Consider the following 20928-nt stretch of genomic DNA (forward strand, 5'->3'; position numbering starts at 1 on the left):
CTGTACAACTCTCCTAACTAAAAAATTATTACATATCCTAAGGTTACAAGTAACAGAAGGATTAAAAATGTTACGGATTCTATCATTTCTGACAGTGTGTATGTCTTAATACCGCCCTTTACTGAGACGCCACTCATATTCGTGACAATCCAGAAGCCGCTGTCATTTACCGTTGCTCCGAACAGAGTACCTGCCAGACAGGCCATAGCGATCATAACCGGCGGCAGTGCCACGGAAGAGGCTACGCTCGACATAATCGTCATACTGGTAAGAGCTGACACAGTGCCGGATCCGGTTACCTGCTTAATCAGAAGACCAACGAAGTATGCAAGGATAATTACTACAAATACATTGCTTGTAAAACCGCTTACAATATCAGAGATAGCGTCACTGACACCGGTAATTGTTATAATATTGGAAAAAGCTCCGCCCGCGCCGGTTATAAGGAATACAATACCTGCTGAAGAGAGAGAATCTGTAGCCGTTTTTTCTGCTTTCTCTTTTCCCATACATTTTACCCCGATAAGGTATGCCACTATGGCTCCTGCAAGAAGAGCAGTAGTTTTGTCTCCCAGGAAGACAAAAATAGACGGCTGAGCATCCCCCATAGCGCTTCCGGTTACAGTATTCAGAAGAATTAAAATAATAGGCACAAAAATGGGAAGCAATGACAGGCCAAAAGAAGGAGGATTCACTGCAGCATCTTCTTTTGCATCTATCTGCACACCCTCTGCAGACTCATCCAAAGCCGGATTCCAGAATGTCGTCTTCTTGTCCAAAAATTTTGTATAAATAAATATCACTAAAAATACACCGATCAGACCAAATACTGTACCAAAACCAATCATAATTCCTGTGTCGAAGCCAAAGATCTCACCTGCAGCCAGAGGGGCAGGTGTGGGGGGCACCATGGTGTGGGCAGCTGCCGCGCCGATGGTGATGGCACCTACAATGTGAGCAATTGATTTGTTGATCTCCTTCATCAGCGCAACGCCAATGGGAATCAGAATCACGAAGGTTACATCAAAATAAACAGGAATTGCCAGGATAAATGCCGCAAGTCCTATGGCATAGATGGCCTTTGTTTTGGGAAATGCCTTTACAATCTTGTGGGCAATGATTTTGGCTCCCCCGGATGCACTCACAAGCTCCCCAAGGATAATACCGAATCCGATAGGAAGGCCCATACCCTTCAGCATGTTTCCAAATCCTGTATTAATTCCCTCTATGGTATCTACCATAGAGATGCCGGATAACAGTCCCATAAGAATACTCCCCAGCACCAGTGAAATAGCCGCATTGAGTTTTACCTTCAGGATTAACACCAGGATAACCACCATGGAGATAATCAGGGAACAAAATAACCAAGCTGAATGTGACATAAATTTCTCCTCCAATATATCTTCTTTTTATTTAAAATTCAATAACAACCTTTAATTTGCTTCCGGCATGTTTATCAAATTCTTCAAATGCTCTCCCGGCATCTTCGAATCTGTAGGTATCCGTCACTATCTTTTCCAAATTTACCTTACCGCTTTTCACAATATCAATCAGCTCTTCAAAATCTTTTTTCAAAGCATTTCTGGAACCGAAAATATTCAGTTCTTTCTTCTGAATTACAGTAAAGTCAAAATCAAGATTCTGTTTGCCAACTCCGATGAGGACTACTTTTCCTCCAAAAGCCGCTGCGTCTATACAAGCCTGGAAGGTGGACGGAAGCCCTACCGCCTCTATTGCTACGTCAAAGCCATTGCCCTCTGTCACCTCTCGGATTTTTTCCTTAAAGCTATCGGGACCGTCATTGAGAATGGTACCGTCCAGGTGGAACTCCTCCATGGCATATCGCAGTTTTTCCTCAGCCACATCGGCAATATAAACCTCCGCCCCCTTTATCTTGGCAGCCACAGCAGCCAGAACACCTATGGTTCCCGCACCGATAACCAGTACCTTGTCTTGTCTCTGCACATGAGCTCTTGAAACTCCATGATAACTGATGCAGAAGGGTTCGATCAATGCTAAAGTTTTGGCAGGCAGCCCTTTGCCGTCATAAATTCGCTCAACAGGCATTGTTATGTACTGGGCAAACGCCCCCTCCCGCTGCACGCCCATGGTCTGATTGGTAGTACAGCAGTTTACCAGACCCCGTTGACAGGAATAACAGGTCTCACAGTTAAAATAGGGATTACAGGTAACTACCATGCCAGGTTTTAATCCCCTGTCGTTAGGTCCAATCTCTACAATCTCCGCAGAAAACTCATGGCCCGGAGTTCTTGGGTAAGATACGTATGCAAAGGTTCCTCTGTAGGAACCCAAGTCACTTCCGCAGATTCCGCCGTATAAAATTTTCAGCAGCGCCTCCCCAGGCTTTATTACCGGCAGAGGTCTCTCCACAACAGCTACATCATGGGGTTCATTAATTACAATAGCTTTCATCTTTCTAATTCCTTTCTCAATACAACTAAGGATGTTGAATCTAATGTTGTATTTGTTGTTGTATACAACATATCACAGGCCTGTCATATTTGTCAACCGCTCTCCGACAGTTTTTTTCTTTATCCTGATATTATGTATATTTCTAACGAATATCAGCGTTTTGATTTGTATAGTTTTACCTGATTCAGCAGTTTGAACTGCTGATTGACTAATATTTTCTGGAATGATATGATTATTTTATCAATATTTTACGCCATACAACAGAAAGGAACTGCCGATATTTATGCCAAAACAAAGTCTGAAACAAATTGCCTATAACTCTATTAAAGAGAAAATATTAAACTGTGAATACATGCCCAATTCATTTTTAAACGAGGATCTCCTGTGTGAAGAATTCGGTGTAAGCCGTACCCCCATCCGGGACGCTCTAAGCCGTTTGGAACAGGAATACCTGATTACAATTGTCCCAAAAAAGGGGTTTTTTGTTGCCCCACTGTCAGCAAATGAAATCAATATGGTATTTGAAGGCCGTCTGCTCATTGAGCCCTATGTACTGTTAAATTATTGTAAAGATTTTCCTGCAGATAAGTTAGAGCGTCTATACGCTACTCTGGAGGAAACGCAAAAAGGAATTGTCTCAAAAAGAAAAGATATCTATGATTTAGACAATGAGTTTCATGAAACAATTATATCCCAGTGCATCAACCGATATTTGGTACAGACCTACTATAATATACACAACCAAAACTGCAGGCTGCGAATTATCAGCGGACGGGCAAATGACAAAAGACTTTTGGATACCGTGGAGGAGCATTTTCAGATTTTGGAGTGGCTCCGCAATAAAAATTATGAAAAGGCCGCCCAGGCCATGACTGACCATCTTACAAATTCCCGCGCTTCTGCTTTCCAGGCCTTTCTGGAAGGCAACAGCTATCTCTAAACCATATCAAACTGCACAAAAAAGACATTCGATTTTATGATATTTTTACAAATCGGATGTTTTTTTATTTTTGTTGTATACAACAAAGGATACATCTGTTATAATACAACTAAAATTAATAAAGAATATAATCCGGAGGATAAAAAAATGGAATTCATTAACAAAACAGTTAAAAAAGTATATGGAAATTACCCGGAAAGAATCCTGCAGTTCGGGGAAGGTAATTTTCTGAGAGCCTTTGTGGATTGGATGATTGACAAAGCAAACCGTGATGGAATCTATGAAGGCAGCATTGTTCTCTGCCAGCCCATCGACCAAGGAATGGCGGATATGATTAACGCACAGGAGGGTGTGTATTCACTGGCTATGCGGGGAATCGAAAATGGAGAGCCTTTGGAGAGAATTGAACAAATCACTTCTGTCTCCCGCTGCCTGAACCCCTACAAAGACTATGAGGCTCTTATGGCCCTTGCACGTAGTGCTGACCTGGAAGTCATTGTTTCAAATACTACAGAAGCAGGGATTGCCTACAAAGCCGGAGATAAGCTCACAGATACCCCGCCTTCCTCCTTTCCCGCTAAGATCACTGCTTTTCTCTACGAAAGATACAAAGCGTTCGGAGGTGATCAGGAGAAAGGACTTCTCTTCCTCCCCGTGGAGTTGATTGATAACAATGGGGACGAGCTAAAACGTATCGTCCTGCAGTATGCCGCAGAGTGGGAATTGGAGGAGGCCTTTATCCACTGGGTCTGCACAGCCAATGAATTCACCAATACACTGGTAGACCGCATTGTCACCGGTTATCCAAGAGACCAGATAGACTATTTTGAAGCCAAGCTGGGATGGAAAGACAATATTATAGTTACCAGTGAGCTCTTTCATCTGTGGGTGATTCAGGGAGATGAGACATGGGCCGAAAAACTTCCCATTCATAAAACGGATGCAAATGTTATATGGACCAGAGATGTGACTCCTTATAAGAAAAGAAAAGTACGCATTCTGAACGGCGGTCACACTTCCACGGTTCTGGCTGCTTATCTGGCAGGCCACTCCTTTGTCCTGGATTTCATGAAGGATGAAGTGTTCCGCTCCTTCCTCCAGAAAGTGATTTATGAGGAAGTGATTCCTACCTTGGTGGATCTGCCCCGGGAAGAGCTGGAAGCCTTTGCAGAAGCTGTCTCAGACCGTTTCTCCAATCCTTATATTAAACACAAACTGCTGGATATTTCACTGAATTCCTGCTCCAAATTCAACGCCAGATGTCTGCCCTCACTCCTTGGTTATGTGGAAGCCAAAGGACAAGTTCCAGACTGCCTCAGCTTTTCACTGGCAGCTTTTCTTAAGTTTTATCAGGGAGAAATGAGGGAGGAAGGCTACTTCGGAATCAGAGACGACGGCACTGAATATCAGATCAAGGATGACAAAGAAGTGCTGGAATTCTTCCATAACATCTGGTCTTCCAATGATACATCTATGGTTGCCCGTCAGGCCCTCTCTCACACCTCTTTCTGGAGCGGAAGAGATTTGACTAAAGTGGAAGGCCTGGAGGAAAAAGTTGCCGGTTATCTGGCAGATATGGAACACAAAGATATTCGTTCTATTGCAGCGGATCTGATAAAATAATACAGGAAAGGATACATGAACATATGAAGGAAACACAGCATCTGATTCAAATTGCCCGGGAGGATAATGTGGCAGTTGCCCTTGCAGACTTGCCTGCAGGGACAGTCTGCCGCGCGGGAGATACCACTGTTACTCTGACAGATCCCGTCCCCTTCGGCCACAAAGCAGCGCTTACTGACATCCCGGAAGGACAAAACATTATTAAGTACGGGCACCCCATCGGGCATGCCCTGTATACGATCCGAAAGGGCCAGCATATTCATACCCAGAACTTAAAGACGAACCTGGACGGAATTCTGGACTATACCTATACACCGAATCAAACATGCCTGAACAGCTTTTCTGCCCCAAAGGAAAATGCCTTCTTCCAGGGATACCTGCGGCCGGACGGAAAGGCCGGCATCCGCAATGAAATCTGGATCATTCCAACCGTGGGCTGTGTGAATACCACTGCGTCCCTTCTGGCCAAAGAGGCAAATAAGGCCTTTGGACAGCGGACAGATGGTATCTTTGCCTATACCCATAACATGGGCTGCAGCCAGCTTACCGAAGATTTTGAACGAACTCAGCAGATTCTCAAGGGCCTGATCCAACACCCCAACGCCGGAGGAGTCCTGGTCCTGAGCCTGGGGTGTGAAAACAATAATCTGGATGTATTTAAACCTGTGCTGGGCGATCTGGATCCCAACAGAGTAAAGTTCCTGGTAACCCAGGAGGCAGAGGATGAATACGAGGAGGGGATGCAGCTTCTGAAAGAACTGACGGAGTACGTCTCTTCCATAAAAAGAGAAAAAGTATCCGCAGAGAAGTTAGTCGTTGGATTCAAGTGCGGGGGATCTGACGCATTTTCAGGCATCACAGCCAACGCCCTCTGCGGCCGTATCACAGACAAGCTAGTCCGCTGCGGGGGAAGTGCAGTGCTTACCGAGGTGCCTGAAATGTTCGGCGCTGAGACCCTGCTGATGGAGCGGGCAGTATCGGAGGAGGTTTTTCAGGATGAAGTAAAGCTAATCAACGATTTCAAACAATACTTCACCAAATACAAGCAAACCATCTACGAAAATCCCTCCCCCGGAAATAAAAAGGGCGGTATCTCTTCCCTGGAGGAAAAGTCATTGGGCTGCACCCAAAAAGGCGGCCAGGCACCGGTGGTAGGTGTGCTGGACTACGGCCAGTCGGTAGAAACACACGGTCTGAACCTCCTCACCGGCCCAGGCAACGATCAAGTTTCCTGCACCAATCTGGTTGCCAGCGGCGCCCAAATGGTACTCTTTACCACCGGCAGAGGAAACCCCTTCGGCACCCCTGTACCAACAGTTAAAATCTCCTCCAACACTCCCCTCTATCTGCGAAAAAAGCACTGGATCGACTACAACGCCGGTCAGCTTTTAGAAGGGAAAACCTTTGAGGAAGTCACAGAGGATTTCTTCTCATATCTCCTGAAGGTAGCATCCGGGGAAGTGAAAACACAGAATGAGATCTATGGGTATAAAGAGATCTCTGTGTTTCGGGATGGGGTTATTCTGTAAAATAATAGTTTTGTGTATATGAAGCTCGAGGTTATATAGTCGGCAAGGGGAGGGTTGCAGACGGACAGTAAAGGGAGGAGGGCGTGAGTGGTACACTTTTCATCTTGTTTCGCACTATTGGTGGCTCAATGTTTTGGCTAAACAACTAAACCCGTTTCAATTATTAATTATACTTTTTCACGCTGTCCTTACTTTATACACTTTAAAATCCTTCCGCACATTTCTTTGCATCTGCACTTGACAGAATGTTTCATCACACGGAAAATCCCCCACATGCCTGATTCAACATCCCAGGCAAAACTTCCTGAACGGTACAGATAGTCCCCCGGACAGGCAGCCCCGTCCTTTAGTTCCATATCAAACCGGTTTCCGACACTGATTCCCCCCTGAAGCGGAATCTCCCTGGACAAGGCATCCTTTGGCTGTTCTCTCCATAAATGTCCATGGATAGTCAGTGAAACATTCCTGGGCTTATCTGCTGGCATCATGGTGCGGAAAATCACGCGGTCACCGGAATAAGCTTTCCACACAGGCGTTGCCGGGTCTCCATGAACCCTGCTGCTGAACACTTTCCATACCCGTGCATCCCTCAAGAGACGATTTGCAAACCGTTCGGACCGGTAGTTGTAACCTTTTTCTCCTGTATCTTCCGGGTCGACCGGATCCTCACTGACTGCAGCTGCGGTCTGAATCAGATTTCCATGTGCATCCAAAAGCCGGATTCCATTCTGAATAAACAACACATATTCCCGGAAGTTTTCCATTCCCGGTGCCGTTATCACCGCCTGTTCCGCAAAGGGATTCTTCTTTTTCGTAAAGTTTTCATACCATTCTGCCCCTGCAGGCTCTACAATCACCGCCCCGAACAATCCGTGATACCTGTGATTCCGCATATCTGCGAATGACTGCAGAATACAGGCTCCGTATTCCCGGTCTGCCTTCCAGAAATAGCGCTTGCACTCGCCGGGTCCAACGGTCTGCTCTTTGGGATTATAGCCCACGTTGATTCCCGAATCGCAGACAGGGTCATATTGCAGAAACTGTGGATTCAGAGAAACCCTGTTCGACGGCTTATGCTTTAGATCAAGCGGTACTTTCGGATAATCAAAATAAGGCACCGGACGGTCCGAGTCCCACACATTATGCAAAATAACCTCCAGCCAGTCTCCCACATTTGCACGCAGTATTAAAGGCTTTGGAGTATATTTTCCGGCCAATACAAGATCCACATCCTCCAAAGGGACAAAAATCAGTCCGTCCGGGTCATGGTCTCCATAACTGTTATAGACCAGCGCTGTCTGCACCGCCGCCACTTCATAGCGTCTAACCACATCATCCTTGCCCGGACAGGGCGGGAGAGGAAGAATCATATCTTTTCCTTTGCATAGCGGTTTCAGGCATTCCTGATATTTATCATAAGCACGGATGATTCCCCAGAGGCCAAGCCATACATCATCGGTCCCGCCAAAATAATACAGATAATCCCCTGCCTGATACGGTTCTTTGATGTTTAAATTGAAAGCCTCTGAAACTCCGATTGTCTGTGATGCTGCCAGTGGGGATCTGTCATCTGCCACTTCTTTTCTCCATGACATCCCGGTGACACTAAATACATGCTGTTCTTCATGCGCCCCATCTATCAGGCGAATCATCAGCTCATCTCCCGGATACGTTTCCAAAACAGGAGTTGCCGGGTCTCCATGCACGAAGGAGCTTAAAATATAGGCTGGGTCACCATCCCTTTTCAGTCTCTCCCTCATTGGTTCCGCACGGTAATTGATGCCCATCACTCCCGGGTCATCATGAGAGCCAGGAACCTCCGGGGCATTGAGTGGTTTTCCGTCTTTATCAAACAGAAACGCGAAATCATGAACAAAAAGAGCAAACTCCCGGAATGATGAGCCGTCTCTCCTTCGGATTACCGCCTGCGTTCCATAGCGCAGCTCTTCCCCGTTCCGTATATTGTGGAAGGTTGCACCTGCCTCCTCTACCACCAATGCACCAAACACACCATGCAGCTGATGTGCGTTGGCAAACAAATGGTCATGGAAAAATACGGTCCGTAATTCTTCGTCTGCAAAGAATCGTTCCACTAATGTTTCGTACTTTCTTGCCCCCGCAATATTATTCCAGCCGTTTGCCGCCCCATCGGAAGTAATCGTATCAAATTTCACCAAATGCACATGGTGGCCTACAATATCCGTTCTGGTCTTGAGCTGAAATGCATTTGCCTCCAGAAATTCAGGCAGCAGGTTCGTTGTACGCAGTTCAATACAGTCTCCTGCATTGGCACGTATTACCAACGGTTCTACCTGAATTTTCTGCGCTTCCACCTTACAGATATAGGATTCCAGACCGCCGTGGCGCTCCAGCTCTTCTTTTAAAACGAAAAAACGTCCTTCTGGGTCGTGCCAGCCATACTGATTGTATGTGAGCTTCGCCTGTACAAGCGCGATTTCAAATACTTTTACATTCTCACACGGTGTATCTATCGCAAGACACTTTTTATAATCACTGCACTCTGCGCAATCCGCACATTCATTATCTGCATCACATTCTATACAAACAGCACGTTTCTTATCATCTTCGCACTCTTTATAATTGTCACATTCCCCTGTCGTATAGCAGAGACAGGTATCCGCATACAATGCGCCCGGAGCTGCATTTTCCACAAAATTCGCCTCTTCCAGTAGTGTCGGACATACCACAACATTTCCCTCTGCATCCAATACTCCGCAGGGTGGCTGGCGCGGCGGCATCCCCACCTCTCCACAGATAAAATTAGGGTATCCCGGATGGCACTCATCTTTTTTCAGCGGCCGTTCCCGGTCTTTTAATGGCTGAAGCGCAGGAACAGGAGTCCCATCTGGCAGTTTCCCGCTTCCATCTTCCAACCGGTCATGAATTCTCCATAAAGTCCACATGCCTTCATGGAAATGCGGATACAAATGACAATGAAAAATCACATCGCCAATTACCCGGTTTAGGCTTCCTGCCCCATGCAAAATGTCCAGCGTATAGCATTCCTGGGGACTTATGGTAATCGAGTCAATAATCGTAGAAACCGGATTTTCCGGTTCCAGCCTCCATTGATGATTATGGAGGTGGAACACGTGTGTTTCCTTGATTCCTCCATGGATCAGACGGATTTTCGCCGGGTCTCCCACATATGCCCTGAGAATCGGAGGTGCCGGTTCCCCGTATACCCAGGAGCTCATAGAGATTTCCTCTCCCGAATCTGCCGGGTCATGGGTCAGCGGCATCCGGTTTCTCATAGGTTCCGAGCGGTAGCTGATTGCCGTCGTGGACGCAGGCAGCCCTGTCCTGTGGTCTACCGGGGGATTTCCATCCTTATCCAAAATCTCCAGTTCGTCATGAAAAAACACCGAGTATTCCCGAAAAGCCGGCTTTCCCGGCTGGTAAATGTCTGCCATCAATCCACTTTCTATTTCTTCCCCCGTCTGTGGATGAAACCACTTTGCGCCAGGCGGCTCCACAATCACTGCACCAAAGAGTCCATGCATATTCGTGGCCTCTTCACTGCTTCTGGCATCTGCCATATCATGGAACAGAAAAACACCTTCCACATTAGCATACCATGTGTATACAATTTCACGGTTTGTCGTGCTGTCCTGATTGAACCCTGTACTGGTACCATCGGAACTCGCCACATCATATGCCAGCCCCTGTACATGGATTGACAACCTGCGGTTCAATGGATTACGAAAACGTACTTTCACCGTATCGCCAAGATTCACGCGAAGCACCAGTGGCTGTACTTCCTCGCAGGGCTGCGGCGGCATCTGATGGAATCTGCGGACAGCTTCCTCCTGTATTCTCTGCGAATCCTTTTCCAGTACATACAGAAGTCCATCGGGATCGTAATCCCCATATCGATTATATACAATCGGAATCTGTATTGCTTTTATTGTAAAAAAGCGGGTCCTGTTTTGACAGGGATATTGGCACAGTTCCATTACCTATTGCCTCCCTTCGTTTTCAGGATTCTAAGATAATGATTTGCTTCCCGAAGCACATGGTCCGCCAGCAGAGGAAGTATAACGGAGCGTATCCCACAGCCTGTAATTCCTTCCGTACCTGCCGCCTTAAAATCGCGGTACTGCTTTGTTGTTTCCAAGGTCTTTCTCGTCAGTTCATCCATCGTCCGACAATCCTGTTTACTCGCTTCTTCCAACAGGCGGCAGTAGTCCCCGGCGAAATTATCTGCCGTTTTCATAAGTTCACACTCCGTCGGGTCAAGCAGCCCCCGAATAAACAACGCATGTTCCATCATGATCTGGTTCCAGAACAGTTCTGCATTTTTTAAATTCTTTGACGGCATACATCCTTTCTCTTCCAGTTCCGTTAGAATCTGATGGTACAATTTTGCCTCCCGGAGGATATGCTCAATCAGAAGCGGATAATTCACTGTGTACAGGTTACAAGCCGTGACCTCTTGCAATATTTTCTCTTTAAACGCAATCAATCCATTCAGCAGATACAGTACATTCTGATTCAGTCGGCGTACCTGCTGTATCATTCTTCTGTCCTGACATATTCCACAGCCTGCATGCAGTTTCTTTTCTGCCTGCGTAATCCGAATATCAATTGGAATCTTTGTCAGTCGTCTTGTCTGCTGCTCTGCCATTTCTGTAAATTCTGTGAACACTTCCCCTGAACATAGCACCTCTTCTCCTACCATTCCATCGGCAAGCCAGACTGCCTGCTCCAGCGCTTTTTCAAACTGTGCACGAAACCAGTCTGCCTTGTTTCTATATCCCGTTTCCCCTGCCGGGAATGCGGTCAAAAGAAACAGTGCATGTTCTCTCATGATTCTGGTGAAAAACAAATGTGTTTCCAGTGATGTTGTTACATATTTTTTCATTTTCCTGCATACCTTATTATTTTATAGAATTTCTATATAATATATGCAATCATCCAAACTTTGCCGTAACTAATAATCCTATAATCGCCCATTATCATTCTGACAGAATCTCTATCATTTTCTGATCCCTTTCTCCCCGAAAAAACTTGTCTTATAGGAGATAAGGTGTATTTCCCCTTCCTTATTCTTTCTGTCAGTTCGTAATGGTGTTCCTTCAGCCATGGCAGAGCCGCTTCAATGGTCATCACATCTACACGCGGCGCTCCCTTGTTTGCCTTCACTTTCTTATATGCTCTGTTCAGGTTGTCCTTGTTCAGAATCCTGCTTAAAATGTCCGGTTCTGCACTGTCCCCTTACTTCCATATCCGGTTGAATGAGCGGTACGCTCTCACATACCCTTCGCGTTTAGCGCTATTTCTTTGTGAGCAGCTTTCTCTGTTTTCTGTACCCATCTGCACATTCCTCCTTTCCCAATTGTACTAAAGGCTCCTATTGATTCAGCCTTTCACTGAACCCTGGGTGCCTCACGTTTCTTTCTCTCCATCCATCTGCCGCATTTACTGCACATGATTCCTTGTAGCTATTGGGCTTCGTCTTGTCAAAGTAGGTTCCCCACACCTGCCGTCCTGAAGCACCTTAAGCCGAAGTCTAAAATTTAAGCCAAAAAGAGGACCAACACCTGGTCCTCTTTTCTCTCCCTATCCTAAACCGGATAAGCCTTATTCTCTGTATCTGCCACCGTAGGATCCACCTTTGTCTTCTGCGCTTCTCTGTATTTAAAGAAGTCAACAGCAACCTGTGGGAACAGTGCGTAAGTTAAAACGTCTTCATCCTGCTCTGACCACTGTGCCATCTCTCCCCTTAAGGTATCTAACTCATCAGGAATCAGATCTGCTGGACGGCAGGTAATCGGCTCTTTATCTCCGATGCATTTCTTTTGAACCTCAGGATTAAAGGGCTTTACTGTTGCCCCGTATTCTCCGGAAAGTACAGCCTTTGTTTCCTTGGTAACCATCTTGTAGCGCTCACCCATAAGTACATTGAATACTGCCTGTGTACCTACAATCTGAGAAGACGGCGTTACCAGAGGAGGCTCACCTAAATCTTTTCTTACCCTTGGTACTTCTTCCAGAACATCATAATATTTGTCTTCCGCATGCTGCTCTTTTAACTGTGATGTCAGGTTGGAGAGCATACCGCCCGGTACCTGGTATAATAAGGTTTTAATATTCACTCCCATGTTCTTAGGATTCAGAAGGCCGCTTTCCAGAGCCTCGTCACGGATCGGACGGAAGTAGTCTGCGATCTCTGCCAGCAGATTCTGATCAAATCCTGTATCATATGGTGTTCCTTTAAATGTCTCAACCATAACCTCTGTGGCAGGCTGGGAGGTTCCAAGTGCAAATGGAGACATGGCCGTATCAATTACATCAACACCGGCCTCCACTGCCTTTAAATAGGTCATAGATGCCACACCGGATGTATAATGGGTGTGAAGCTGAATCGGAAGACTCACATTTTCTTTTAAGGCTGTGATTAACTCAGTCGCTTTATAAGGAAGAAGCAGGCCAGCCATATCCTTGATACAGATAGAGGTTGCGCCCATCTCTTCGATTTTCTTGGCAATGTCAATCCAGTACTCCAGGGTATAGGCATCTCCCAGTGTGTAGGAGAGCGCAACCTGAGCATCGGCTTTCTCTTTCACTGCAGCTTTGACAGCTGTCTGCAGGTTGCGCAGATCATTTAAGCAGTCAAAGATACGGATGATATCAATTCCATTGGAAACTGATTTCTGAACGAAATACTCCACTACATCGTCGGCGTAGGGACGGTATCCCAGAATATTCTGTCCCCGGAATAGCATCTGTAATTTTGTGTTTTTAAATCCATCCCGGAACTTACGAAGTCTGTCCCATGGATCTTCTTTTAAGAAACGCAGGGATGCATCAAAGGTTGCACCTCCCCAGCACTCTACGGAATGGTAACCTACCTGGTCCATTTTATCTACGATTGGAAGCATCTGCTCTGTTGTCATTCTTGTGGCAATCAGAGACTGATGGGCATCACGCAGAATAGTCTCAGTAATTTTGATTGGTTTCTTTGCGATTTCTGACATATTCTTACCTCCATTCTTATTTTAACTATTAAACTCCAAAGATTGCCATGAATGTACCGGCTGCTACTGCAGTACCGATAACACCGGCAACGTTTGGTCCCATGGCATGCATCAGCAGGAAGTTTGTAGGATCTGCCTCAGCTCCTACTTTCTGAGACACACGGGCTGCCATAGGAACGGCAGATACACCAGCAGAACCAATCAACGGATTAATCTTTCCGCCGGACAATTTGCACATCAGTTTGCCAAGAAGCACACCCCCTGCAGTACCCAAAGCGAATGCAACCAGACCTAAGACTACGATTTTAAGTGTATCCAGGTTCAAGAATGCCTCAGCGCTTGTAGATGCACCTACGGATGTACCAAGTAAGATAACTACGATGTACATAAGCGCATTAGATGCGGTCTCTGTTAACTGCTTTACAACACCTGATTCTCTGAACAGGTTACCCAGCATCAGCATACCTACCAAAGGAGCTGTGGTGGGGAGAATCAGACAAACAACGATTGTGATAATAATAGGGAACAGGATTTTTTCCAGTTTTGTTACCGGACGAAGCTGTTCCATCTTGATTTTTCTTTCCTTCTCAGTGGTGAGAAGCTTCATGATCGGCGGCTGAATAATCGGTACCAGTGACATATAGGAATAAGCTGCCACGGCAATGGGGCCCATCAAAGTAGTCTGTCCCAGTTTACCAGCCAGGAAGATAGATGTCGGACCATCCGCCCCTCCGATAATGGAAATAGCCGCAGCAGCCTTTCCATTGAATCCCAAGAAAATCGCTAAGAAATATGCCCCGTAGATACCCAGCTGCGCTGCGGCACCCAGAAGGAAGCTTTTAGGGTTGGCAATCAGGGGACCAAAATCGGTCATGGCGCCAACACCCATAAAAATCAGAGACGGCAGTATACTCCACTCGTCAAGCAGATAGAAATAGTGAAGAAGTCCGCCTACACCGTTTGATGCATCTTCGGCTCTCAGCATAATATCCGGATAAATGTTAACCAGCAGCATACCAAATGCAATCGGAACCAGCAGCAAAGGTTCAAAACCTTTTCTTATTGCCAGAAATAAGAATACACAGGCAACTGCGATCATCAGATAGTTTCCCCATGTTAAATTAAAGAAAGCAGTCTGATGAAGCAGGTTAGACAGTGTTTCTGTTACATAAGACATTTTTTTACCTCCCATTGTAAGTTTTCAGGCAGGCAGATACCTGCCGCAGGGAATTTACACAGAATGCAAATTCTAGTTCATTGATGCTAAGATGTCACCAGACTCAATGGCGTCGCCTACAGATACATCAATACTTGCAATGGTTCCGTCCTGAGGTGCTACAACCGGAATCTCCATTTTCATGGCTTCCAGAATAATAATCGCATCGCCGGCCTTCACAGCCTGTCCTGCAGAAGCTTCTACTTTAAATACTTTACCCGGCACGGAAGCCTTTACTTCAACAGCACCTGCTGTCCCTGCCGCTGCCTTTTTAGGAGCTGCCGCCGGTGCTGCCTTAGGAGCAGCTTTCGGCGCTGCCGCTGGTGCTGCCGGTGCGCTGCCGGTACCTTCTTCTACGGTTACATCATATGCAGTTCCATTCACTGTAATTGTATAGTTTTTCATGATTTTTCCTCCTATTGATTAAGCTCTCTGCCAATTTCTTTTATTTGATTTTCTGATAGATCTTACTACAAAACTGTCAGTGGAAGTATTCTCAGATGCTGCGATCGCCGCTGCAATTACTGCTACCAGCTCTCCGTCATCCACAAGCTCTTCTTCCTGCACCAGGGCAGGAGCTGCTGCAGGTGCTGTTTCCGCTGCAGGTGCTGTTTTCTGGGGAGCAGCCTCACTCTTTTTAAACTTATCCGCAATGGCTGGTATGAATTTAAAAAGATAAATCAGAAAGCTCAGGAATATCAGCATCAGGAATACGATGCCGACTCCCATCAGCGTATTCATACCGGCTCTCTGCAATTTGGTTCCCATAGTGTACTGTATATCAATACCCATAGAGGTAGCAGCATACTTTTTATCAAATGTAATCGTAAAAAGTGCTTCTTCCTTTTCAAATTTAGTAGGTATGGTAACCGTAATCATTTCTTTATCTGTCTCCAGAGCGGCATCTCCCATACTCACGTAGGCACCCAGTTCATCTCTGCTCCCCTGCCATGCTTCCATAGCAGATACAGAGAACGCATCTTCGGATTCCAGATAAGACTGTATAGTCTCATCATCCATGACCACAATTGCTTCAACGGCGGACTGGGCAGACTGAATCAGCTGACTTTGAATGTCTTCGCTCACCTCAAGCCCAGTGCTCTCATCCTTCTTCCCACCGCAGGCGGTAAGGGCAGCGAAGAGAACCCCCATCAAAACAATGCTAAATATTTTTTTCCATGTCTGCTTCATATGATTCACCTCGCCTAAACCGTGCCATGTTTCTTGCTTGGTCGGTCTTCTCTCTTTGTGAATAACATTTCAAAAGCTCCAATCACATATTTTCTTGTGTCTTCTGCTTCAATAATTGTGTCCACATATCCTCTCTTCGCAGCTGCCTGAGCGCTGGACTGAAGAGTTGCATATTCTGCTGCTTTTTCATTAATCGTTGCTGCATCTGCACCTGCATACATGATCTTTGCTGCCAGTTTTGCATCCATCATACCGATCTCTGCCGTAGGCCATGCAAATACCATATCTGCTCCGGTAGATTTGCTGTTCATGGTCAGATATGCACTTCCGTAGGCTGCGCCAATCACTACATTCACCTTCGGAACGGTTGCATTTGTATATGCATATGTTAATGCCGCAGCTGCTTTTGCCATATTCGCTTCGGCACATTTTGTCGCTTTATATCCTTTTGCGTTGGTAAGTGTTAACACAGGGATATCAAAAGCATCACAGAAATCTACAAATTCTGCAGCCTTTTTACATCCTCTTGCAGAAAGAACATTGTCGAATTCTTCCGTCTTATTGCCTTCTGCATCATATACTTCGGTTCTGTTGGCAACACATCCAACCGTTGCGCCGTTCAGGCGGATAAATCCAGTTACCATGTCTTTCGCATAGCTGGATTTCACTTCAAAAAATACATTATTATCTGCAATCTGGGAAAGAGCAATAGAAGTATCACCCACACAATTAGCAAGTTCTGTACAAACCCTGTTTAAGTCATCTGTACATTCTGTGTAAGACATGTCATCCTCGTTGTTGGCTGGAAGCATACTTACCAAAGCTCTCATCTGTGCAATAATTTCTTCTTCACTTCCCACACCGTCTACCAGTCCGGTCTCTTCGCTCTGGAACTTTGCGCTGGATGTATCGCATTTAGAAATTTCGTTCCCGTCAATTGCATTGGGAGAGTTTACAAATAACCTGCCTTTTTTCTCTTCCATAAATGTAAAATCTGTCATCGCAGATGCAATGGCAAGACCGCCTCCGCAAGTTCCGAAGATGCCTGTAACCTGAGGTATCACACCTGATGCCAGAGCCTGCTTGGTGTAGATTTCGCCGAATCCGTTTAATGCGTCTGTAGCCTCTTCCAGACGAAAACCTGCGCAATCTACCAGTCCGATTACAGGTGCTCCTGTTTTCATTGCCAGATTATAGAGGTTTGTGATTTTTTTAGCATGCATTTCACCGATGGTTCCGTTTAATACAGAAGCATCCTGGCTGTAAACATAGACTAAATTGCCGTCGATCACACCATAACCTGTAATGACACCATCAGACGGTGTTTCCTTTTCAGATAAGTTGAAATCCGTATTTCTAGCTGTAATCTGCCCGCCGATTTCAACAAAACTGTTCTCGTCAAGTAAAGAATTAATTCTTTGACTTGCTAAGCTTTGTGCTGTACTACTCATTCTTCAGCCCTCCATTTTTTATTATTGACCAAAATTTTACCAATGTAAAACCAATTTCTGCCGAGTATAATTGTACCTTGTTTCACGACTTTTTTCAACATGTATTTTGTGAAAATTTTAATGAAAAAAGGGCAAAAAAAGCCGGGGTTTCTGGCTTTTTTTCTAAAGAACCCCGGCTATTTTAAACGATATTTATTAGTTATTTCCTGAATCATATTAAAAAACTTCTCTGAAGCCTCTTTTGCCACTCCCGGTTTCCGGTAATCCATCCTGTGTTCCATGAGCATTCCGTGAAAAAGATAACAATTCATCTCACTCAATATCCTGGCCGCTTCCGGCGTAATCTCCCCTGCCCGGGCTGCCCTCCGGAGCATCATATAATCCCTCTGCTTCACGTCATTGCTGAAAAACACACTGTCCGACAGACCGTCAAATTCTTTCACATCTTCCGGAAACATCCGGTAGTACTCAAAGATAGTATCCCCCAGATTTTCTTTATACTTGCCGAAAAATAACATTTCATAGATGGGAATCGACGCAAAGGCATACCCTGCAAAGCAGTCCCACAGCGTTAAATACTGCTCCAGCGGATTCATATTTTCGTTCAGTGTGTTTTTAAAACAGCGGATATAATCCTGCAGAAAACGCACGGATGCATACATAATAAACTGATCCATATCTGCAAAATGCTTATACAAAGTGGTACTGCTCAGCCCCAATCCGCTTGTTATTTTCCGGATGCTCAGGCCCTGCAGACCTTCCTGCTGCATAATCTCATAAGTCCTCTGAATCAGCTCTTTTTTTGTATTTTTTTCTCCCATTTTTTCACCCATATCTGTCCTTTACAGCTGGAAATCACGTATCTTTTTAGAAGAATGTTTCTGTATAAATTAACTATAGAGAATAAAATAATTTCTGTCAAGATTAAGTTATTTCGCCTCTGCGGACAATGGTTTCAGGAGATTCGCAGTTACAGCAGGGATTCCCCGGATACTGCCGCCTTCATCGTTTTCACATACTCTGCCACCGGTGCCACAGCATGTTCTCCATATTTGGCGACGATTTTAACAATGGCAGATCCCACAATAGCGCCGTCTGAAATACGGGCCATTTTCGCCGCTTGTTCCGGCGTGGAGATACCGAATCCGACGGCACAGGGAACCTGTGTTTCCTCCCTGATCATAGCGGTCATCTCCCCCACATCTGTCTTAATCTCACTTCTGACGCCGGTAACACCCAGGGAGGAAACACAGTAAATAAAGCCTTTCGCTTCCTTTGCAATCATCCGGATTCTCTCATTAGACGTGGGGGCCACAAGAGAGATCAGATCCACTCCAAAGGCTTCGCATTCCCCTGCAATCTCATTCTTTTCCTCAAAGGGAAGGTCCGGTACAATCAGACCGTCAATCCCGCATTCCACGCACCTCTTTAGAAAGCGTTCCTTTCCATAAGTATAGATAGGATTGATATAGGTTAAAAATACCATAGGAACCTTAACCTTTTCCCTGGCCCTTTTCACCATATCAAAGAGTCTGTCTGTGGTACATCCTGCTGCCAGAGCTCTCTCATTAGCTTCCTGGATCACAATTCCTTCTGCGATGGGATCGGAAAAGGGAATACCGATCTCAATCAGATCCGCCCCGGCCTCCTCCATGGCAGCCAAAAGCCTTTCTGTCACGTCCAAATTGGGATCTCCCCCTGTCACAAAGGGAATAAATGCTTTTTTATTTTCAAATGCTTTATATATATTACTCATAGATCTCCACTCCTCTGTATCTTGCAATCGCAGCTACATCCTTGTCTCCCCGTCCGGATATATTGATCACGATGATTTTATCTTTGTCCATGGTTGGTGCCAGTTTTCTGGCATAGGCTACAGCATGTGCACTTTCTACCGCCGGAATAATTCCTTCGGTCCTTGACAAGTATTCAAAGGCAGCCACTGCCTCTTCGTCGGTTATCGGTACATACCTGGCCCTTCCGGTGCTGGCCAGATGGGCGTGCTCCGGCCCGATGCCAGGGTAATCCAGGCCTGCGGAAATAGAATAAACCGGAGCAATCTGACCGTATTCGTCCTGGCAGAACAGGGATTTCATTCCATGGAAAATCCCTTCGCTTCCCTTAGCAATCGTAGCCGCATGCTTTGAAGTATCCACTCCCAGACCGGCAGCCTCGCACCCAATTAGCTGCACCTCTTTGTGAGGAATAAATTCATAAAACGCACCCATAGCGTTGCTTCCTCCGCCAACACAGGCAATGACTGCATCCGGCAGCCTCCCTTCCCTCCCTGCAATCTGCTCTTTGATTTCTTTCCCAATGACTTTCTGAAAATCCCTTACTATCATGGGGAATGGATGGGGGCCCATTACAGAACCGAGAACGTAGAGGGTATCGTCCATCCTTCGGGTCCACTCTCTCATGGTTTCATTCACGGCATCCTTCAGGGTCATGGTTCCGCTGGTCACTGCGTGAACCTTAGCCCCCAAAAGCTCCATCCGGTACACATTCAACGCCTGTCGGTCCGTGTCCTCTTTTCCCATAAACACTTCACATTCCATGCCCATGAGGGCAGCTGCCGTGGCTGTGGCCACACCGTGCTGTCCGGCGCCTGTCTCTGCAATAACTCTTGTCTTTCCCATCTTTTTAGCCAGGAGCACCTGTCCTAAGACATTATTGATTTTATGGGATCCGGTATGATTCAGGTCCTCTCTTTTCAGATAAATCTTGGCGCCCCCAAGATCCTTTGTCATTTTCTCTGCATAGTACAGACGGGAAGGCCTCCCCGCGTAATTTCTGTATAAATCATCCAGCTCAGCCACAAAGTCCGGATCCTCTTTATATGTGTTATAAGCCTCCTCCAGCTCATGGACTGCATTCATTAATGTCTCAGGGATATACTGACCTCCGTATTCCCCGTATCTTCCTTCACTCATATGCTCTTACCCTTTCTATAAATCTCTTTACTTTTTCAAAATCTTTGTATCCATCGGTTTCCACTGCACTGCTTACATCTACGGCATAGGGGGAAGCCGCCGCTATGGCCTCTCCTGCATTGCTCTCCTTTAGTCCTCCGGCCAGAAAAAACGGTTTGCCTATAGGGGGGATCAGATGCCAGTCAAATGTTTTTCCGCTTCCCCCGTACATTCCTTTCGTATAGGTGTCCAAAAGGAGATAGTCACAGGGAAGCTCAGCCCCCTTTCGTATCTGTTGTCTGTCTCTGACTCTCAATGCCTTGATTACCGGAACCTCAACCTTTTCTTTCAGCCTCTGTATATATTCTGCACTCTCATCTCCGTGGAGCTGCACCATATCTATAATATGGCTCTCACAGAGAGTCTCTATCACTTCCGGATATTCATTTACAAACACCCCCACTGCCTGAATCTCAGGATCCAAAGCCTTTTTCAGTTCCAGAGCTCCATCAATTCCCAGCTGCCTGGGACTTTTGGCAAACACGAACCCCACATAGTCAGGCCTGCATGTGTTTGCCATTAGAATATCTTCTTTTCTGCGCATTCCGCATATCTTAATTTTCGTCATTCTC

17 protein-coding genes are annotated in these 20928 nt (G+C 45.9%); 3 read left to right on the top strand and 14 right to left on the bottom strand.

Features of this window, described 5'->3' with window-relative positions:
- Positions 1-17: 17 nt before the first annotated feature.
- The gene (locus tag GKG41_RS10945; RefSeq protein ID WP_154258560.1) at positions 18-1382 is read right to left on the bottom strand and encodes a GntP family permease; all 1365 of its coding nucleotides are present in this window, start codon (positions 1380-1382) and stop codon (positions 18-20) included.
- Positions 1383-1413: 31 nt separating this feature from the next.
- Positions 1414-2433: a zinc-binding alcohol dehydrogenase family protein gene (locus GKG41_RS10950; protein ID WP_154258562.1), complete on the bottom strand. Its 1020-nt coding sequence runs from the start codon at positions 2431-2433 to the stop codon at positions 1414-1416.
- A gap of 283 nt (positions 2434-2716) precedes the next feature.
- Between GKG41_RS10950 and GKG41_RS10955 the strand changes: the two genes are divergently transcribed.
- The 3 genes from GKG41_RS10955 (at position 2717) to GKG41_RS10965 (ending at position 6525) form a co-directional block, all read left to right on the top strand.
- On the top strand, positions 2717-3373 hold the full coding sequence (locus GKG41_RS10955) for a GntR family transcriptional regulator (protein ID WP_154258564.1): 657 nt from the start codon (positions 2717-2719) through the stop codon (positions 3371-3373).
- 147 nt (positions 3374-3520) lie between these two features.
- Entirely contained in the window at positions 3521-4996 is a 1476-nt protein-coding gene (locus GKG41_RS10960; protein ID WP_154258566.1) for a tagaturonate reductase, read from the top strand.
- A gap of 23 nt (positions 4997-5019) precedes the next feature.
- On the top strand, positions 5020-6525 hold the full coding sequence (locus GKG41_RS10965; RefSeq protein WP_154258568.1) for an altronate dehydratase family protein: 1506 nt from the start codon (positions 5020-5022) through the stop codon (positions 6523-6525).
- A gap of 188 nt (positions 6526-6713) precedes the next feature.
- Here the strand turns inward: GKG41_RS10965 and GKG41_RS10970 are convergent, their stop codons facing one another.
- The 12 genes from GKG41_RS10970 to GKG41_RS11025 form a co-directional block, all read right to left on the bottom strand.
- The gene (locus GKG41_RS10970; RefSeq protein WP_154258570.1) at positions 6714-10502 is read right to left on the bottom strand and encodes a multicopper oxidase domain-containing protein; all 3789 of its coding nucleotides are present in this window, start codon (positions 10500-10502) and stop codon (positions 6714-6716) included.
- Positions 10502-11410, bottom strand: a complete 909-nt coding sequence (locus GKG41_RS10975) for a DUF2935 domain-containing protein (RefSeq protein WP_154258573.1) — start codon at positions 11408-11410, stop codon at positions 10502-10504. Before GKG41_RS10975 ends, GKG41_RS10970 begins: the two co-directional genes overlap by 1 nt.
- Positions 11411-11442: 32 nt before the next feature.
- Entirely contained in the window at positions 11443-11691 is a 249-nt protein-coding gene (locus GKG41_RS23500) for a hypothetical protein (RefSeq protein ID WP_243141025.1), read from the bottom strand.
- A 422-nt stretch (positions 11692-12113) separates the two neighbouring features.
- Positions 12114-13526: an oxaloacetate decarboxylase subunit alpha gene (locus GKG41_RS10985; protein WP_154258575.1), complete on the bottom strand. Its 1413-nt coding sequence runs from the start codon at positions 13524-13526 to the stop codon at positions 12114-12116.
- A gap of 28 nt (positions 13527-13554) precedes the next feature.
- Positions 13555-14703 (bottom strand): sodium ion-translocating decarboxylase subunit beta, encoded by a 1149-nt coding sequence (locus GKG41_RS10990; protein WP_154258577.1) that lies wholly within the window; start codon positions 14701-14703, stop codon positions 13555-13557.
- Positions 14704-14775: 72 nt separating this feature from the next.
- Positions 14776-15147, bottom strand: a complete 372-nt coding sequence (locus tag GKG41_RS10995) for a biotin/lipoyl-binding carrier protein (RefSeq protein ID WP_154258579.1) — start codon at positions 15145-15147, stop codon at positions 14776-14778.
- Positions 15148-15165: 18 nt separating this feature from the next.
- Positions 15166-15933: an OadG family transporter subunit gene (locus tag GKG41_RS11000; RefSeq protein WP_226904396.1), complete on the bottom strand. Its 768-nt coding sequence runs from the start codon at positions 15931-15933 to the stop codon at positions 15166-15168.
- Between the two features lie 14 nt (positions 15934-15947).
- On the bottom strand, positions 15948-17384 hold the full coding sequence (locus tag GKG41_RS11005) for a carboxyl transferase domain-containing protein (protein WP_154258581.1): 1437 nt from the start codon (positions 17382-17384) through the stop codon (positions 15948-15950).
- Between the two features lie 176 nt (positions 17385-17560).
- Entirely contained in the window at positions 17561-18205 is a 645-nt protein-coding gene (locus GKG41_RS11010; RefSeq protein WP_173015591.1) for a TetR/AcrR family transcriptional regulator, read from the bottom strand.
- Positions 18206-18354: 149 nt separating this feature from the next.
- Complete coding sequence (gene trpA / locus GKG41_RS11015; RefSeq protein ID WP_154258585.1) at positions 18355-19140, bottom strand: tryptophan synthase subunit alpha; 786 nt, start codon at positions 19138-19140, stop codon at positions 18355-18357.
- Positions 19133-20317: a tryptophan synthase subunit beta gene (trpB, locus tag GKG41_RS11020; protein WP_154258587.1), complete on the bottom strand. Its 1185-nt coding sequence runs from the start codon at positions 20315-20317 to the stop codon at positions 19133-19135. Before trpB ends, trpA begins: the two co-directional genes overlap by 8 nt.
- Complete coding sequence (locus GKG41_RS11025) at positions 20310-20924, bottom strand: phosphoribosylanthranilate isomerase (protein WP_154258589.1); 615 nt, start codon at positions 20922-20924, stop codon at positions 20310-20312. Before GKG41_RS11025 ends, trpB begins: the two co-directional genes overlap by 8 nt.
- Between the last annotated feature and the right edge of the window lie 4 nt (positions 20925-20928).

The organism is Lactonifactor sp. BIOML-A5 (genome assembly GCF_009677585.1).
In the GTDB taxonomy this organism is placed as follows: domain Bacteria; phylum Bacillota; class Clostridia; order Lachnospirales; family Lachnospiraceae; genus Lactonifactor.

Coding starts and splice junctions, on each gene's coding strand:
- GKG41_RS10945 (WP_154258560.1), bottom strand. CDS start 1,382: ATGTCACATTCAGCTTGGTTATTTTGTTCCCTGATTATCTCCATGGTG.
- GKG41_RS10950 (WP_154258562.1), bottom strand. CDS start 2,433: ATGAAAGCTATTGTAATTAATGAACCCCATGATGTAGCTGTTGTGGAG.
- GKG41_RS10955 (WP_154258564.1), top strand. CDS start 2,717: ATGCCAAAACAAAGTCTGAAACAAATTGCCTATAACTCTATTAAAGAG.
- GKG41_RS10960 (WP_154258566.1), top strand. CDS start 3,521: ATGGAATTCATTAACAAAACAGTTAAAAAAGTATATGGAAATTACCCG.
- GKG41_RS10965 (WP_154258568.1), top strand. CDS start 5,020: ATGAAGGAAACACAGCATCTGATTCAAATTGCCCGGGAGGATAATGTG.
- GKG41_RS10970 (WP_154258570.1), bottom strand. CDS start 10,502: ATGGAACTGTGCCAATATCCCTGTCAAAACAGGACCCGCTTTTTTACA.
- GKG41_RS10975 (WP_154258573.1), bottom strand. CDS start 11,410: ATGAAAAAATATGTAACAACATCACTGGAAACACATTTGTTTTTCACC.
- GKG41_RS10985 (WP_154258575.1), bottom strand. CDS start 13,526: ATGTCAGAAATCGCAAAGAAACCAATCAAAATTACTGAGACTATTCTG.
- GKG41_RS10990 (WP_154258577.1), bottom strand. CDS start 14,703: ATGTCTTATGTAACAGAAACACTGTCTAACCTGCTTCATCAGACTGCT.
- GKG41_RS10995 (WP_154258579.1), bottom strand. CDS start 15,147: ATGAAAAACTATACAATTACAGTGAATGGAACTGCATATGATGTAACC.
- GKG41_RS11000 (WP_226904396.1), bottom strand. CDS start 15,933: ATGAAGCAGACATGGAAAAAAATATTTAGCATTGTTTTGATGGGGGTT.
- GKG41_RS11005 (WP_154258581.1), bottom strand. CDS start 17,384: ATGAGTAGTACAGCACAAAGCTTAGCAAGTCAAAGAATTAATTCTTTA.
- GKG41_RS11010 (WP_173015591.1), bottom strand. CDS start 18,205: ATGGGAGAAAAAAATACAAAAAAAGAGCTGATTCAGAGGACTTATGAG.
- trpA (WP_154258585.1), bottom strand. CDS start 19,140: ATGAGTAATATATATAAAGCATTTGAAAATAAAAAAGCATTTATTCCC.
- trpB (WP_154258587.1), bottom strand. CDS start 20,317: ATGAGTGAAGGAAGATACGGGGAATACGGAGGTCAGTATATCCCTGAG.
- GKG41_RS11025 (WP_154258589.1), bottom strand. CDS start 20,924: ATGACGAAAATTAAGATATGCGGAATGCGCAGAAAAGAAGATATTCTA.